Source organism: Pseudomonas oryzagri, from assembly GCF_020831405.1.
GTDB lineage: Bacteria > Pseudomonadota > Gammaproteobacteria > Pseudomonadales > Pseudomonadaceae > Geopseudomonas > Geopseudomonas oryzagri.
In genome coordinates this window covers 328,436-344,226 of sequence record NZ_JAJHPU010000043.1, presented here as the reverse complement: position 1 = coordinate 344,226, position 15,791 = coordinate 328,436, and the positions used below count along the sequence as shown (strand labels likewise).

The 15,791-nt window shown below is 66.6% G+C and carries 14 protein-coding genes; all 14 read right to left on the bottom strand.

Annotated features, from left to right (window positions below):
- Window positions 1-53: 53 nt before the first annotated feature.
- Window positions 54-758 carry a 2-C-methyl-D-erythritol 4-phosphate cytidylyltransferase gene (ispD, locus tag LMJ29_RS18220; protein ID WP_229606938.1) on the bottom strand — a complete coding sequence of 235 codons (705 nt, stop codon included), beginning with the start codon at window positions 756-758 and terminating at the stop codon, window positions 54-56.
- A complete protein-coding gene (gene ftsB, locus LMJ29_RS18215; protein WP_229606937.1) occupies window positions 755-1,033 on the bottom strand; it encodes a cell division protein FtsB in 279 nt (92 codons plus the stop codon). Before ftsB ends, ispD begins: the two co-directional genes overlap by 4 nt.
- Before the next feature lie 73 nt (window positions 1,034-1,106).
- Window positions 1,107-2,396, bottom strand: coding sequence for a phosphopyruvate hydratase (gene eno, locus LMJ29_RS18210; protein WP_229606936.1), 1,290 nt, complete (start codon window positions 2,394-2,396; stop codon window positions 1,107-1,109).
- 129 nt (window positions 2,397-2,525) lie between these two features.
- The gene (gene kdsA, locus LMJ29_RS18205) at window positions 2,526-3,371 is read right to left on the bottom strand and encodes a 3-deoxy-8-phosphooctulonate synthase (RefSeq protein WP_229606935.1); all 846 of its coding nucleotides are present in this window, start codon (window positions 3,369-3,371) and stop codon (window positions 2,526-2,528) included.
- A 2-nt stretch (window positions 3,372-3,373) separates the two neighbouring features.
- The gene (locus LMJ29_RS18200; RefSeq protein WP_229606934.1) at window positions 3,374-5,008 is read right to left on the bottom strand and encodes a CTP synthase; all 1,635 of its coding nucleotides are present in this window, start codon (window positions 5,006-5,008) and stop codon (window positions 3,374-3,376) included.
- Window positions 5,009-5,114: 106 nt separating this feature from the next.
- Complete coding sequence (tilS, locus tag LMJ29_RS18195; protein ID WP_229606933.1) at window positions 5,115-6,428, bottom strand: tRNA lysidine(34) synthetase TilS; 1,314 nt, start codon at window positions 6,426-6,428, stop codon at window positions 5,115-5,117.
- Window positions 6,429-6,561: 133 nt separating this feature from the next.
- A complete protein-coding gene (locus LMJ29_RS18190; RefSeq protein ID WP_229606932.1) occupies window positions 6,562-7,512 on the bottom strand; it encodes an acetyl-CoA carboxylase carboxyltransferase subunit alpha in 951 nt (316 codons plus the stop codon).
- A gap of 106 nt (window positions 7,513-7,618) precedes the next feature.
- Window positions 7,619-11,137, bottom strand: a complete 3,519-nt coding sequence (dnaE, locus tag LMJ29_RS18185; protein WP_229606931.1) for a DNA polymerase III subunit alpha — start codon at window positions 11,135-11,137, stop codon at window positions 7,619-7,621.
- A gap of 73 nt (window positions 11,138-11,210) precedes the next feature.
- A complete protein-coding gene (rnhB, locus tag LMJ29_RS18180) occupies window positions 11,211-11,810 on the bottom strand; it encodes a ribonuclease HII (RefSeq protein WP_229606930.1) in 600 nt (199 codons plus the stop codon).
- Window positions 11,810-12,943, bottom strand: coding sequence for a lipid-A-disaccharide synthase (gene lpxB, locus LMJ29_RS18175; RefSeq protein WP_229606929.1), 1,134 nt, complete (start codon window positions 12,941-12,943; stop codon window positions 11,810-11,812). Before lpxB ends, rnhB begins: the two co-directional genes overlap by 1 nt.
- Before the next feature lie 4 nt (window positions 12,944-12,947).
- Window positions 12,948-13,724 carry an acyl-ACP--UDP-N-acetylglucosamine O-acyltransferase gene (lpxA, locus tag LMJ29_RS18170; protein WP_229606928.1) on the bottom strand — a complete coding sequence of 259 codons (777 nt, stop codon included), beginning with the start codon at window positions 13,722-13,724 and terminating at the stop codon, window positions 12,948-12,950.
- Window positions 13,721-14,161, bottom strand: a complete 441-nt coding sequence (gene fabZ, locus LMJ29_RS18165) for a 3-hydroxyacyl-ACP dehydratase FabZ (RefSeq protein WP_229606927.1) — start codon at window positions 14,159-14,161, stop codon at window positions 13,721-13,723. The genes lpxA and fabZ overlap by 4 nt, the downstream gene beginning before the upstream one ends.
- A gap of 45 nt (window positions 14,162-14,206) precedes the next feature.
- Window positions 14,207-15,268, bottom strand: a complete 1,062-nt coding sequence (gene lpxD, locus LMJ29_RS18160; RefSeq protein ID WP_229607231.1) for a UDP-3-O-(3-hydroxymyristoyl)glucosamine N-acyltransferase — start codon at window positions 15,266-15,268, stop codon at window positions 14,207-14,209.
- On the bottom strand, window positions 15,268-15,771 hold the full coding sequence (locus LMJ29_RS18155; protein ID WP_229606926.1) for an OmpH family outer membrane protein: 504 nt from the start codon (window positions 15,769-15,771) through the stop codon (window positions 15,268-15,270). Before LMJ29_RS18155 ends, lpxD begins: the two co-directional genes overlap by 1 nt.
- Window positions 15,772-15,791: the final 20 nt, after the last annotated feature.

The window sequence follows — 15,791 nt, the reverse complement described above, 5'->3', positions numbered from 1 at the left end:
AATCGGCGATTGTCCCCGACCAACGGTTGCCGGGCCGGCTGGGCCAGCGGCGCCTAACAATTCCAGCGTTGCCGTAACCATTCGAGATCCTCCGGGCGGGTGATCTTCAGGTTGTCGGCTCGCCCCTCCACCAGACGCGGCGCAAGGCCAGCCCATTCGAGGGCGGATGCTTCATCGGTAATATTGGCGCACGAGACCAGGGCGTCGGCCAGGCTGCGGTGCAGCTGGCCGAGGCGGAACATCTGTGGCGTATAGGCCTGCCAGATCACGCTGCGATCGATGGTTTCGCACACGCGGCCCGCCTTGTCGGCGCGCTTGAGGGTATCGCGCGCCGGTACGGCGAGCAGGCCGCCGACCGGATCCTCGGCCAGCTCCCCCAGCAGCAGGTTGAGATCGGAACGGTTCAGGTTGGGACGAGCGGCATCGTGGACCAGCACCCAGTCATCGTCGGCGGCGCCCAGAGTGCGCAGGTGCAGCAGGCCATTGAGTACCGAGTCGGCGCGCTCGCAGCCACCGGCGGCACGGGCGATGCGCGGGTCGCCGGCACAGGCCAGGGCTGGCCAGTAGGGATCGTCCTCGGCCAGGCACACCACCAGCCCCCTGAGGGTCGGATGGTCGAGGAAACAGTCGAGCGTATGCTCGAGCACCGTGCGCTCGCCGAGGCGCAGGTACTGCTTGGGACGGTCGGCGCGCATGCGCGCGCCCACTCCGGCCGCCGGCACGACGGCCCAGAATTCGGGCAGCGGGGTCAGGCTCATTGGCTCAGCTGATACAGGGTTTCGCCTTCCTTGACCATGCCCAGCTCATGACGGGCACGCTCCTCGACGGTTTCCATCCCGCGCTTGAGCTCGGCCACCTCGGCTTCGAGAATGCGGTTGCGCTCCTGCAGTTGTTCGTTCTCGCTCTTCTGCTCGGCAATCTGCGCCAGCAGCTGGCGGTTCTGGGTGATGCTGCCGTCGCCGTACCACAGGCGATACTGCAGCCCCCCGAGGAGCAACAGGAGAACAACGAACAGCCAGTGGGCCTTTTGCATCCCGGTCAGCCCTCCAAGTCCGAGTGGCGTCGCCGGCCGGGCGCCCGCAGGCGACCCGGCCGGTAACTACAGCTTAGCCGCGGAACTCGGCGCGACCCTTGTAGGGGGCCTTGGCACCCAGTTGCTCCTCGATGCGCAGCAGCTGGTTGTACTTGGAAACGCGGTCGGAGCGGCACAGCGAGCCGGTCTTGATCTGGCCGGCGGCGGTGCCCACGGCCAGATCGGCGATGGTGCTGTCCTCGGTCTCGCCGGAGCGGTGCGAGATCACCGCGGTGAAACCGGCGGCCTTGGCCATCTGGATGGCTTCCAGGGTCTCGGTCAGCGAGCCGATCTGGTTGAACTTGATCAGGATCGAGTTGCCAATCGACTCCTCGATACCGCGCTTGAGGATCTTGGTGTTGGTGACGAACAGGTCGTCGCCGACCAGTTGCACCTTGGCGCCGATCTTGTCGGTCAGCACCTTCCAGCCGGCCCAGTCGGATTCGTCCATGCCATCTTCGATGGAGATGATCGGGTAGCGCTGGGTCAGGCCGGCCAGGTAGTCGGCGAAGCCTTCGGCGCTGAACACCTTGCCCTCGCCTTCCAGGTCGTACTGACCGTTCTTGAAGAACTCGGAGGAGGCGCAGTCCAAGGCCAGGGTGACGTCCTCGCCCAGCTTGTAGCCGGCATTGGCCACGGCTTCGGCGATGGCGGCCAGGGCGTCCTCGTTGGAGGCCAGGTTGGGGGCGAAGCCACCCTCGTCACCGACGGCGGTGTTCAGGCCACGGGACTTCAGCACGGCTTTCAGGTGATGGAAGATCTCGGCACCCATGCGCAGGGCGTCGGCGAAGGTCTTGGCGCCGACCGGCTGGACCATGAACTCCTGGATGTCGACGTTGTTGTCGGCATGTTCGCCGCCGTTGATGATGTTCATCATCGGCACCGGCATGGAGTAGACGCCCGGAGTGCCGTTCAGGTCGGCGATGTGCGCGTACAGCGGCACGCCCTTGGCCTGGGCAGCGGCCTTGGCGGCGGCCAGGGACACGGCGAGGATGGCGTTGGCGCCCAGGGTGGCCTTGTTCTCGGTACCGTCCAGCTCGATCATCGCCTGGTCCAGCGCCTTCTGGTCGGCCGGGTCCTTGCCCAGCAGCAGGTCGCGGATCGGGCCGTTGACGTTGGCCACCGCCTTCAGTACGCCCTTGCCCAGGTAACGGCTCTTGTCGCCATCACGCAGTTCCAGCGCTTCGCGCGAACCGGTGGAGGCACCGGACGGCGCGCAGGCGCTCCCGATGATGCCGTTATCAAGGATCACATCGGCTTCAACGGTCGGATTACCGCGGGAATCCAGGACCTCACGGCCTTTGATGTCGACGATTTTTGCCATTGCTGGTAGCACTCCAGAGGGTTGACGTACAGGTGACCGCGGAGAGGCTTGCACCTCGGCCGCCGCCACTGGGAGAAACGGAACGGGCGCCCGCTCGGGGCGCCGCTACTTTACCGGAACGGTGCTGCCTCAGGCAGTCGCGATCGGCGGGAAACTCTTGACCAGGTCGTCCAGCGCCTTGAGCTGGGCGAGGAACGGCTCCAGCTTATCCAGACGCAGCGCGCAGGGACCGTCGCACTTGGCCTGGTCGGGATCCGGATGGGCCTCGAGGAACAGGCCGGCCAGGCCCTGGCTCATGCCGGCCTTGGCCAGGTCGGTGACCTGGGCGCGGCGGCCGCCGGCCGAATCGGCGCGTCCGCCCGGCATCTGCAGGGCGTGGGTCACGTCGAAGAACACCGGGTATTCGAACTGCTTCATGATGCCGAAGCCGAGCATGTCGACGACCAGGTTGTTGTAGCCGAACGAGGAGCCGCGCTCGCAGAGGATCAACTGGTCGTTGCCCGCTTCCTCGCACTTCCTGAGGATGTGCTTCATTTCCTGCGGAGCGAGGAACTGGGCCTTCTTGATGTTGATCACCGCGCCGGTCTTGGCCATGGCCACCACCAGGTCGGTCTGCCGCGACAGGAAGGCCGGCAGCTGGATGATGTCGCAGACCTCCGCCACCGGCGCCGCCTGGTGCGGCTCGTGAACATCGGTGATCACCGGCACGCCGAAGGTCTTCTTCACTTCCTCGAAGATCTTCATGCCCTCTTCCAGGCCGGGGCCGCGGAACGAGGTGATCGAGGAGCGGTTGGCCTTGTCGAAGCTGGCCTTGAACACGTAGGGGATGCCGAGCTTGTCGGTGACCCGCACGTATTCCTCGCATACCTTCAGCGCCAGGTCGCGCGACTCCAGCACGTTCATGCCGCCGAACAGCACGAACGGCAGCTCGTTGCCGATCTGGAGGTCGCCGACGCGGATGATCTTCTGCGCCATGGTCAGGCCTTCTTCGCTTGATGCTGCTTGAGGGCGGCGTTGACGAAGCCGCTGAACAGCGGGTGGCCGTCGCGCGGGGTGGAGGTGAACTCCGGGTGGAACTGGCAAGCGACGAACCACGGATGCTCCGGAGCCTCGACCACTTCCACCAGCGCACCGTCGCCGGAACGGCCGCTGACGCGCAGGCCGGCTTCCTGCAGCTGCGGCAGCAGGTTGTTGTTGACCTCGTAGCGGTGGCGATGGCGCTCGACGATCACGTCCTTGCCGTAGCAGGCGTGCACCTGCGAATCACGCTCGAGCTGGCACTCCTGGCCACCCAGACGCATGGTGCCGCCCAGATCGGAGCCTTCACTGCGCTGCTCGACGGCACCGGTCGCGTCCTGCCATTCGGTGATCAGGCCGACCACCGGATGACTGCTGGCATGGTCGAACTCGGTGGAGTTGGCGTCCTTCCAGCCCAGCACGTTGCGGGCGTACTCGATCACCGCCACCTGCATGCCGAGGCAGATGCCGAGGTAGGGAATCTTGTTCTCGCGGGCGTAGCGCACGGCGGTGATCTTGCCTTCCACGCCGCGCAGGCCGAAGCCGCCCGGGACCAGGATGGCGTCGACGCCCTCCAGCAGGCCGGTGCCCTGGTTCTCGATGTCCTCGGAATCGATGTAGCGCAGGTTGACCTTGGTGCGGCTCTGGATGCCGGCGTGGCCCATCGCCTCGATCAGCGACTTGTAGGCGTCCAGCAGTTCCATGTACTTGCCGACCATGGCGATAGTGACTTCGTGCTCGGGATTGAGCTTGGCATCGACCACGCGGTCCCACTCGGACAGGTCGGCCGGGCCGCAGTCAAGGCCGAAGCGCTCGACGACGATGTCGTCGAGACCCTGGGCGTGCAGCACCGCGGGGATCTTGTAGATGGTGTCGACGTCTTCCAGGCTGATCACCGCGCGCTCTTCGACGTTGGTGAACAGGGCGATCTTGCGCCGCGAAGACAGGTCGACCGGGTGGTCGGAGCGGCAGACCAGCACGTCCGGCTGCAGGCCGATGGAGCGCAGCTCCTTCACCGAATGTTGGGTCGGCTTGGTCTTGGTCTCGCCGGCGGTGGCGATGTACGGCACCAGGGTCAGGTGCATCAGCATGGCGCGCTTGGCGCCGACTTCGACGCGCAGCTGGCGAATGGCCTCGAGGAACGGCTGCGATTCGATGTCGCCGACGGTGCCGCCGATCTCCACCAGGGCCACGTCGGCATCGCCGGCGCCCTTGATGATGCGACGCTTGATCTCGTCGGTGATGTGCGGAATCACCTGCACGGTGGCGCCCAGGTAGTCGCCGCGGCGCTCCTTGCGCAGCACGTCCATGTAGACGCGACCGGTGGTGAAGTTGTTGTTCTGGGTCATGGTGGTGCGGATGAACCGCTCGTAGTGGCCCAGATCGAGGTCGGTTTCCGCGCCGTCGTGGGTCACGAACACTTCACCATGCTGGAACGGGCTCATGGTGCCCGGATCGACGTTGATGTAGGGGTCGAGCTTGAGCATGGTGACCTTCAGTCCCCGCGCCTCCAGGATTGCCGCCAAGGAAGCCGAGGCGATGCCTTTCCCCAAAGAAGAAACAACACCACCCGTGACGAAGATGTAGCGCGTCATGAATAACCCTAGAAGTCTGCGTTGAGGCGGTCGGCACCGCCGGAGAATGCGAAGGGAGGCAGAAAGCCTCTTGAAGACGGGAGCATAGTTTACGCGAAAGGCCCCTTCAGCTCAAACCCGCACCGCCCGTCGGCCCTGTCCAGCACAGGCGCAGCGCCCCGGCAGCGGGCGCCTGCAGGCGCGGCAGGTTGGCCACGGCGAGCAGACGCTCGTCGGCATACAGCAGCGGTAGACGGCCGCGCACGAAGGCCGGCACGCCGCTTTCCTGCAGCAGACGCTTGAGGTCGCGATGGCCGCGCCCGGCCAGCTCGAGCACCTCGCCGCCACGCCGATAGCGGATCTGCAGCCGTCCGGCGCCCGCCTCGCCCTCCAGCCAGACCCGGCCGTTGCCGGGTAACACCAGCGCCTGGCGCGGATCCGCCCAGTCGCATGCGGCGACCGGCAGCTGCAACCAGTCGCCGCTCAGCCACCACAGGCGCCCGCCGGCACGCCGCAGCTCGCCACCGGCCAGCCGCCAGACCGGCGCCGCGTCCTCGGCCGCATCGCGCAGATTGTCCCAGCCCACCCAGTGCTCGCGCTCGGGCGGCAGCGTCAGGCCGCGCAACCAATGCCGCAGCGCATTGCGCTGGCGTGCCGAGGGCAGCGCTCGCAGCGGCGCCAGCTCCAGCGAAGGCAGCGCCAGCCAGGCGGGCTCCGCCGGCGTGCGCGCCGTCGCCAGGTCGAGTTCGGCCAGCTCGCCGAGCAGGCGGTCGGCTTCGGCCAGCTGCTCGGCGTCGCGCGCCAGTACGGCACCGGCCGCCGGCCAGTGCTGGGTCAGACGCGGCAGGATCTCGTGACGCAGGAAGTTGCGCGACAGACGGATATCCAGATTGCTCGGATCTTCGATCCACGCCAGCTGCTCGCGGCACGCCCAGGTCTCCAGCTCGGCGCGCGCCACGCCGAGCAAGGGGCGCACCAGTTGCCCGCCCCCCAGCGGCCGGCTCGTCGGCATGGCCGCCAGGCCGCGCACGCCGGCGCCGCGCAGCAGGCGCAGCAGCAGCGTCTCGGCCTGGTCGTCCTGGTGCTGGGCGGTGAGCAGCACTTCACCTTCGCCGAGCAGCCCGGCGAAGGCCTGATAGCGAGCCTCGCGCGCGGCACGCTCGAGACTGGCGCCCTCGTCCACCCGGACATGGCGGATCGCCAGGGCAATGCCCAGCCCCTCGCACTGGGCGCGGCACAAGCCGACCCAGCTGTCGGCGACCGCCTGCAGGCCATGATGGATATGGATGGCGGCGATCGGCGGCAGCGCGTGGGCGTCGCGCAGGCGGGCAAGCAGATGGAGCAGGACGGCGGAATCCAGCCCGCCGGAGAAGGCGACCCACCAGGCCGGCGCCTGACGCCAGGGCTCGAGGGCTTGCAGAAGACGGGATTCCAGGGACATGGCGGCGGGCTCCAGGAAAAGGGCCGACAGGTCGCGTCCGGCATTCGAACCGGACGCACCGCCTGGGACGCGCAGCGCCCCGGCCGCCGGCTCCCACGCGGCGCGCGGAAACCAGCGAACCAAGCGCGGCGGATCAGACCGCGCCGTAGCTCATCAGGCGCTCGTAGCGACGCGCCAGCAGGGCCTTGGTGTCGTGCTTGCCGAGCTCGTCGAGCTGCTTGACCAGCACCTGGCGCAGGCTCGCCGCCATGGCGGCGTGATCGCTGTGGGCGCCACCCAGCGGCTCGGCGATCACGGTGTCGACGATACCGATATCCTTCAGGCGCTCGGCGGTGATGCCCATGGCCTCGGCGGCCTCCGGCGCCTTCTCGGCGGTACGCCAGAGGATCGAGGCGCAACCTTCCGGCGAGATCACCGCGTAGGTGGAGTATTGCAGCATGTTCAGTTGGTCGCACACGCCGATGGCCAGCGCACCGCCCGAGCCGCCTTCGCCGATCACGGTGGCGATGATCGGGGTCTTCAGACGCGCCATCACGCGCAGATTCCAGGCGATGGCCTCGCTCTGCCCACGCTCCTCGGCATCGATGCCCGGATAGGCGCCGGGGGTGTCGATGAAGGTCAGGATCGGCAGCTGGAAGCGCTCGGCCATCTCCATCAGACGGCACGCCTTGCGGTAGCCTTCCGGACGCGGCATGCCGAAGTTGCGGCGCACCTTCTCGCGCACCTCGCGACCCTTCTGGTGACCGATGACCATCACCGGCTTGTCGTCGATACGCGCGACACCGCCGACGATGGCGGCGTCGTCGGCGAAGTGACGGTCGCCATGCAGCTCGTCGAACTCGGTGAAGATGTGCTGGATGTAGTCCAGGGTGTACGGACGGCGCGGATGACGGGCCAGACGGGCGATCTGCCAGCTGGTCAGATTGCTGAAGATGCTCTGGGTCAGCGTCTGGGTCTTGTCCTGCAGACGGGCAATTTCGTCGCTGATGTTCAGTTCGTTGTCGTTGCCCACCATGCGCAGGCCTTCGATCTTGGCTTGCAGGTCGGCGATCGGCTGTTCGAAATCCAGATAATTCGGGTTCATGCAGGCATCCGTGGTGAGCGGGTTACGGTACGGCTCGGGTAAACAAACGCCAGACTTTACGGGATCGGGCGACGCGGGTCGAGCCAGGCGGGAGGCTAGCCCCGCCTTAACGGTATTGCAGGAAGACGTTGTCGCGTCCGAACTGGTCACGCAAAGTCTGAATAAGGGTGTCGGTCGGGTCGATTCGCCATTGGTCGCCGAACTGCAGCAGGGCGCGCGCGTCCTTGCCGCTGTAGTCGAGGGTGAGCGGACAGGCGCCGCGATGCTGACCGCACAGCTCGGCCAGCCAGCGCAGGCGCTCGCCCGCCAACTGCCCGCCGTCGACCCGCATGCGCAGGCTTTCCGCCAGGCCGGTGCGCGCCTCCTCGAGGCTCATCACCCGCTTGGCGCGCAGGCGCAGGCCGCCGGAGAAGTCGTCCATGCTCACCTCGCCCTCGATCACCACCAGCGCGTCGGTCTGCAGCAGCGACTGCGCGGCGGCGAAGGCCTCGGCGAACAGCGAGGCCTCGATGCGCCCGGAACGGTCGTCGAGGGTGACAAAGCCCATCTTGTCGCCACGCTTGTTCTTCATCACCCGCAGGTTGACGATCAGCCCGGCCACCGTCTGGGTATCGCGCGCCGGGCGCAGGTCGACGATGCGCTGGCGGGCGAAGCGGCGCACCTCGCCCTCGTATTCGTCGATCGGATGGCCGGTGAGGTACAGGCCGAGAGTTTCCTTCTCGCCGCGCAGGCGCTCCTTGAGGGTCAGCTCGCGCTCCTTGCGGTAGTTGGCGTAGACGTCCGCCTCGGCTTCGGCGAACAGGCCGCCGAACAGGTCCATGTGCCCGCTGTCGGCGCTGCGCGCGCTCTGCTCGGCGGCCTGCACCGCCTCTTCCATGGCCGCCAGCAGCACGGCGCGGTTGAGATCGAGGCTCGCCTGGTAGGCCTTGGGCTCGTCGTGGTAGTGCGGGCCGAGGCGATCCAGCGCGCCGCTGCGAATCAACGCCTCCAGGGTGCGCTTGTTGATGCGCTTGAGATCGACCCGCGCGCAGAAGTCGAACAGGTCCTTGAACGGCCCCGCGGCACGCGCCTCGACGATGGCCTCCACCGGCCCCTCGCCGACGCCCTTGACCGCGCCCAGGCCGTAGACGATGCGACCGTCCTCGTTGACGGTGAACTTGAACTCGGAAACGTTGACATCGGGGGCGTCGATGCGCAGCTTCATGCTGCGGCATTCCTCGATGAGGATCACCACCTTGTCGGTGTTGTGCATGTCCGCCGACATCACCGCGGCCATGAACGGCGACGGGAAGTGGGTCTTCAGCCAGGCGGTCTGGTAGGAAACCAGGCCGTAAGCGGCCGAGTGCGACTTGTTGAAGCCGTAACCGGCGAATTTCTCCACCAGGTCGAAGATGTTGCCCGCCAGGTCGCCATCGATGCCGTTGTTGGCGCAGCCCTCGATGAAGCCGCCGCGCTGCTTGGCCATCTCCTCGGGCTTCTTCTTGCCCATGGCGCGGCGCAGCATGTCGGCGCCACCCAGGGTGTAACCGGCCATCACCTGGGCGATCTGCATCACCTGCTCCTGGTAGAGGATGATGCCGTAGGTGGGTTTCAGGACCGGCTCGAGGCCCGCGTACTGGTAGTCGGGGTGTGGATAGGAGAGTTCGGCGCGGCCGTGCTTGCGGTTGATGAAGTCGTCCACCATGCCCGACTGCAGCGGCCCCGGGCGGAACAGCGCCACCAGGGCGATGAGGTCTTCCAAGCAGTCCGGCTTGAGCTTCTTGATCAGCTCCTTCATGCCGCGCGATTCGAGCTGGAACACCGCGGTGGTCTCGGCGCGCTGCAGCAGCTGGTAGGTCGGCTTGTCGTCCAGCGGGATGAAGTCGATGTTCAGCGGATCCAGGCCCTTCTTCGCCTGTTCGCGGTTGATGGTCTCCAGTGCCCACTTGATGATGGTCAGGGTGCGCAGGCCGAGGAAGTCGAACTTCACCAGGCCCGCGGCCTCGACGTCGTCCTTGTCGAACTGGGTGACCAGGCCGCCACCCTCCTCGTCGCAGGCGATCGGCGAGAAGTCGGTGAGCTTGGTCGGCGCGATCACCACGCCGCCGGCGTGCTTGCCGGTACCGCGGGTGATGCCCTCGAGCTTGAGGGCCATGTCCCAGATTTCCTTGGCGTCCTCGTCGACGGCGAGGAAGTCGCGCAGCGGCTCCTCCATCTCGTAGGCCTTCTCGAGGGTCATGCCGACCTCGAAGGGGATCATCTTCGACAGCCGGTCGGCCAGGCCGTAGGACTTGCCCTGCACGCGCGCCACGTCGCGCACCACCGCCTTGGCCGCCATGGAGCCGAAGGTGATGATCTGGCTCACCGCGTTGCGGCCGTACTTGTCAGCCACGTAGTCGATCACCCGGTCGCGGCCGTCCATGCAGAAGTCGACGTCGAAGTCGGGCATGGAGACCCGCTCGGGGTTGAGGAAGCGTTCGAACAGCAGGTCGTAGGCCAACGGGTCCAGGTCGGTGATCTTCAGCACGTAGGCGACCAGACTGCCGGCACCCGAACCACGCCCCGGTCCCACCGGCACGCCGTTGTTCTTCGCCCACTGGATGAAGTCCGCCACGATCAGGAAGTAGCCGGGGAAGCCCATCTGGATGATGGTGCCCAGCTCGAACTCCAGACGGTCGATGTAGACCTGGCGCTTGACCTCGTAGTCCGGGGTGTCCGGCGGCAGCAGCACCTGGAGGCGCTCCTCGAGCCCCTCGTAGGAGGCGTGGCGCAGGTAGTCGTCGATGCCCATGCCGTTGGGCGTCGGGAAGTCGGGCAGGAAGTGCTTGCCCAGACGCACATCGATATTGCAGCGCCGGGCGATCTCGACGCTGTTCTCCAGCGCCTCGGGCAGGTCGCTGAACAGTTCGGCCATCTCCGCCGGACTCTTCAGGTACTGCTGATCGGAATAATTGCGCGGCCGGCGCGGATCGTCGAGGGTGCGCCCCTCGCCGATGCACACGCGGGTCTCGTGGGCCTCGAAGTCGCCGGGCTTGAGGAAACGCACGTCGTTGGTGGCCACCAGCGGCGCATCGCAGCGGCCGGCCAGCGCAACGGCGGCATGCAGGTACTCCTCGTCGTTGACCCGGCTGGTGCGCTGCACCTCGAGATAGAAGCGCTCGGGAAACACCGCCTGCCACTCGCCCAGCAAGGCCTCGGCCTCCGCGGGATTGCCGTTGAGCAGGGCCAGGCCGATCTCCCCTTCCTTGGCGCCGGACAGCGCGATCAGCCCCTCGGCGGCCGACTTGACCCAGTCGCGCTGGATCACCACCAGGCCGTTCTGCTGGCCCTCGGTCCAGCCGCGCGAGATCAGCTCGGTGAGGTTGCGGTAGCCCTGCCCGTCCATCGCCAGCAGGGTCAGCCGCGACAACGGCGCGTCCTCGTCACGACCGGAGAGCCACAGGTCGGCGCCGCAGATCGGCTTGATGCCGCCGCCCATCGCGGTCTTGTAGAACTTGACCAGCGAGCACATGTTGCTCATGTCGGTGACCGCCACCGCCGGCATGCCCGCCCCGGCCACCGCCTTGATCAATGGCTTGACGCGTACCAGGCCGTCGACCAGGGAGTATTCGGTGTGCACGCGCAGGTGGACGAAGGAGGCGGTCATGACAATTCCATGGAGACAGAAACGACAAGGCCCGGAATTGTACCGGGCCTAGGCAGACACTGCATGGGGAAGGTCAACCGTCTTCCAGCAGGGCGCGCACCGGCGCGAAGGAGCGACGATGAATGGATGTCGGCCCGAGGCGCTTGAGCGCCTCGAGATGCACCGGGGTCGGATAACCCTTGTGGCCGGCGATGCCGTAGCCCGGGAAGAGGATGTCCAGCTCGGCCATCTCGCGATCGCGACTGACCTTGGCGAGGATCGAGGCGGCGGCGATGGCCGGAACCTTCGCGTCGCCGCCGACCACCGGCGCGCTGGGCACCTGGAGCTTGGGGCAGCGATTGCCATCGATCAACGCCAGGCGCGGCTGAACCTGCAGTCCCTCGACGGCACGCTGCATGGCCAGGAAGGTGGCCTGCAGGATATTGAGGCGATCGATCTCCTCGACCTCGGCGCGACCGATGCACCAGGCCAGCGCCTTGTCGCGAATCTCGTCGAACAGCCGCTCGCGGCGAGCCTCGCTGAGCTTCTTCGAATCGTTGAGCCCCTCGATCGGCCGCAGTGGATCGAGGATCACCGCCGCGGTGACCACCGGACCGCACAGCGGCCCGCGGCCGACTTCGTCGACCCCGGCGACCAGCTCCTCGACCAGCGTGAAATCCAGACCCAGCTGCATCAGGCGCGCTCCAGCAGTTGCAATACCGCCTCGGCGGCACGGTCGGACGCGCCGCGACGCAGCGCCCGATGGATGGTATCGAAGCTTTCGGTCTGTGCCGCGCCCTCATCGAGCAGTGGCAGCAGGGTCGCAGCCAGAGCCTCCGGGGTGGCGGCGTCCTGGATCAGCTCGGGCACCAGCAGCCTCCCGGCGAGCAGGTTGGGCAGCGATACGTACGGACTTTTCACCAGACGCTTGAGGATCCGGTAGGTCAGCGGCGCGACCCGGTAGGCGACCACCATCGGTCGCTTGAACAGCATGGCCTCCAGGGTGGCCGTTCCCGAAGCGATCAGCACCGCATCGCAGGCAGCCAGCGCCTCGTGGGAGCGGCCGTCGAGCAGCTCGATCGGCAGCTCGCGGTCGCCGAACAGCGCCTCGAGCTGGGCGCGGCGCTCGGCGTTGGCGCAAGGCAGCACGAAGCGCAGCCCCGGACGCAGGGCACACAGGCGCTCGGCGGCGTCGAGGAACAGTCCGCCGAGACGCGCCACTTCACCGCCGCGACTGCCCGGCAACAGGGCTACCACTGCGTCGCGCTCGGCCAGGCCGAGCGCAGTGCGCGCCGCCAGCCGGTCGGCCTCGAGGGGAATGGCGTCAGCCAGCGGGTGACCGACGAAGCACACCGGCACCTGCTGCGCCTCGTAGAACTGCGCCTCGAAGGGAAACAGGGTGAGCATCAGGTCGCAGGCACGGCGGATCTTCAGCACGCGCTTCTGCCGCCAGGCCCACACCGACGGACTGACGTAATGCACGGTACGGATGCCGGCCTGGCGCAGCTCGAGCTCGACACCGAGATTGAAGTCCGGGGCGTCGATGCCGACGAACACGTCGGGGCGCTCGGCGATCAGGGTCTGGATCAGGCGGCGGCGCCGCTTGAGCAGCTCGGGCAGCCGACCCAGCACCTCGACCAGCCCCATCACCGCCAGGCGCTCCATCGGGAAGCAGGAGTCCAGGCCCTCGGCCTGCATGCGCGGCCCGCCGACGCCGATGAAGCGCGCATCGGGATGGCGGGCCTTGAGGGCCTGCATCAAGCCGGCGCCGAGGATGTCGCCGGACGCCTCGCCAGCGACGAGGGCGATGGTCAGCGGACGAGCCATGTCGTCAGCGGGTGATGCCGCGCGTGGAGTTGCGCACCGAATCGCAGAACAGCGCCACTTCCGGATGCTGCGCGGCGTCGGCGGCCAGCTCGGCCAGCGCCTCCTCGACCGTCAGGCCCTTGCGGTAGACGACCTTGTAGGCACGCCGCAGGCTCTGCATCACCTCTTCGCTGAAACCGCGCCGCCGCATGCCCTCGAAGTTCATGCTGCGCGCCTCGGCCGGACTGCCGAACACGGTGACGAAGGCCGGTACGTCCTTGCCGATCGCGGTGCCCATGCCGGAGAAGCTGTGCGCGCCGATGTGGCAGAACTGGTGGACCAGGGTGAAGCCGGAAAGAATCGCCCAGTCGTTCACATGCACGTGGCCGGCCAGCGCGGTGTTGTTGACCAGGATGCAATGATCGCCGATCACGCTGTCGTGGCCGATATGCACGTAGGCCATCAACAGGTTGTGACTGCCGATGGTGGTTTCGAAGCGATCCTGCACGGTGCCCCGATGGATGGTAACCCCCTCGCGGATCACGTTGTGGTCGCCGATCACCAGGCGCGTGGGCTCGCCCTTGTACTTGAGGTCCGGGGTGTCCTCACCGACCGTGGAAAACTGGTAGATGCGATTGTGCCGACCGATCACCGTCGGCCCCTTCACGATCACGTGCGGGCCGATCACGGTACCTTCGCCGATTTCCACGTTCGGCCCGATGATCGACCAGGGGCCAACCTCGACGGAGTCGGCCAGCCTGGCACTCGGATCGATGATGGCGCGCGGGTCGATCAAACTCATTTCTTGGTTTCCGCGCAGATGATCTCACCCGAGCAGGCGGCCTTGCCGTCGACGCTGGCCTGGCACTCGAATTTCCAGATGCCGCGCTTGGCGCTGAGGAACTTGGCCTCGAGAACCAGTTGGTCGCCAGGGGTCACCGGGGTACGGAAGCGCAGATTGTCGGAGCCGACGAAATAGTAGAGGGTGTCGGCGGCAGCCTTGGCGCCCATCATGCTGAAGCCGAGCAGGCCCGCAGCCTGAGCCATGGCCTCGATGATCAGCACGCCCGGCATGATCGGATGTCCCGGGAAATGGCCATTGAAGAACGGTTCGTTGATGGTGACGTTCTTGTAGGCGCGGATTCGCTTCTCCTCGAGATCCAGCTCGGACACCCGGTCTACCAGCAGGAACGGGTAGCGGTGCGGCAGGAATTCGCGAATCTCGTTGATATCCATCATGGTGTGGGAGCCTTGGTCAAAAAAGGGAACACGGGGATGCGTGTCTTACGAATCTGATGAGTCATCCCCGCTTCGGGTCACGGCAGCGAACTGCTTTTCCAGCTGCTGCAGGCGCTTGGCCATATCGTCCAGATGGCGCAGACGGGCAGCGCTCTTCTTCCATTCGCCAGCGGGTTGCATGGCGGTACCCGAGGAATAGGCACCCGGCTCGGTGATCGAGCGGGTGACCATGGTCATGCCGGTGACGAACACGTGGTCGCACACCTCGATATGGCCGACCATGCCGACGCCACCGGCGATCATGCAGTGCTTGCCGATCTTGGTGCTGCCGGAAATGCCGCAGCAGCCGGCCATGGCGGTATGGTCGCCGACCTGTACGTTGTGGGCGATCATGATCTGGTTGTCGAGCTTGACGCCGTTGCCGATCACGGTATCCGCCAGAGCGCCGCGGTCGATGGTGGTGTTGGCACCGATCTCGACGTCGTCGCCGATGGTGACGCCACCGATCTGCGCGATCTTCGTCCATACGCCCTTGTCGTTGGCGAAGCCGAAGCCCTCGCCGCCGAGCACCGCGCCGGACTGGATGACCACCCGCTTGCCGATGTGCACGTCGTGGTAAAGAGTCACCCGCGGGGCCAGCCAGCCATCCTCGCCGATCACGCTGCGCGCACCGATCACGCAGTGGGCACCGAGGCTCACCCGCGCCCCGATCACCGCCCCGGACTCGACGACCACGCCCGGACCGATTGCGGCGGTCGGGTCGACCACGGCATCCTCCGCCACCCAGGCGCTCGGATGAATGCCGGGAGCCGCGATCGGTTTGCGGTCGAACAGGTGCGACAGCTGGGCGAACGCCAGGTAGGGGTTGGCCAGCACCAGGGCGGCGCCGGCGAAACCTTCGGCATCGGCCGGCGTCAGCAACACGGCACCGGCCTCGGAAGTGGCAAGGTGCTTGCGGTACTGCGCATTGGCCAGGAAGGTCAGCTGCTGCGGGCCAGCTTCCTGCAGAGCGGCCAGACCGCTGATCTGCCGCTCGGCCGGCCCGCGCAGCTCGGCGCCGACGCGCTGGGCCAGCTCGCCCAGGGTATAGACAGGAGCACTCATGATTAGCGCAGCTTGTTCATGCGCTCGATCACCTGCTTGGTGATGTCGAACTGCGGCTTGACCTCCACCACTGCCCCACGTTCCAGCACCAGGTCATAGTTGCCCTGCTTGATCACTTCTTCGACCGCCTGGTCCAGCTTCGGCTTGAGCTGCTTGAGCATGTCGCGGTCGGCGATGGCCTTGGCCTCGTTGAGTTCCTTGGACTGGAACTGGAAGTCACGAGCCTTCTGCTTGAACTCGAGCTCGAGGCGCTCGCGCTCGCTGGTCTGCAGCTTCTCGCCTTCCTTCATCAGGCGGTCCTGGATGCGCTTGGCGTCGCTCTCCAGGGTCTTCAGACGGTCAAGCTGGGGACCGAACTTCTTCTCGGCGTCGACGGCGTATTTCTTCGCCGCATCCGATTCGAGCAGGGCCATTTGATAGTTGAGGACCGCCACCTTCATCTCGGCGAAGGCAGGCATGCTCAGCAGAGCGGCGGCCATCAGTACAACTTGAGTCAACTTGCGCACAATGAACTCCTGCAACGAAT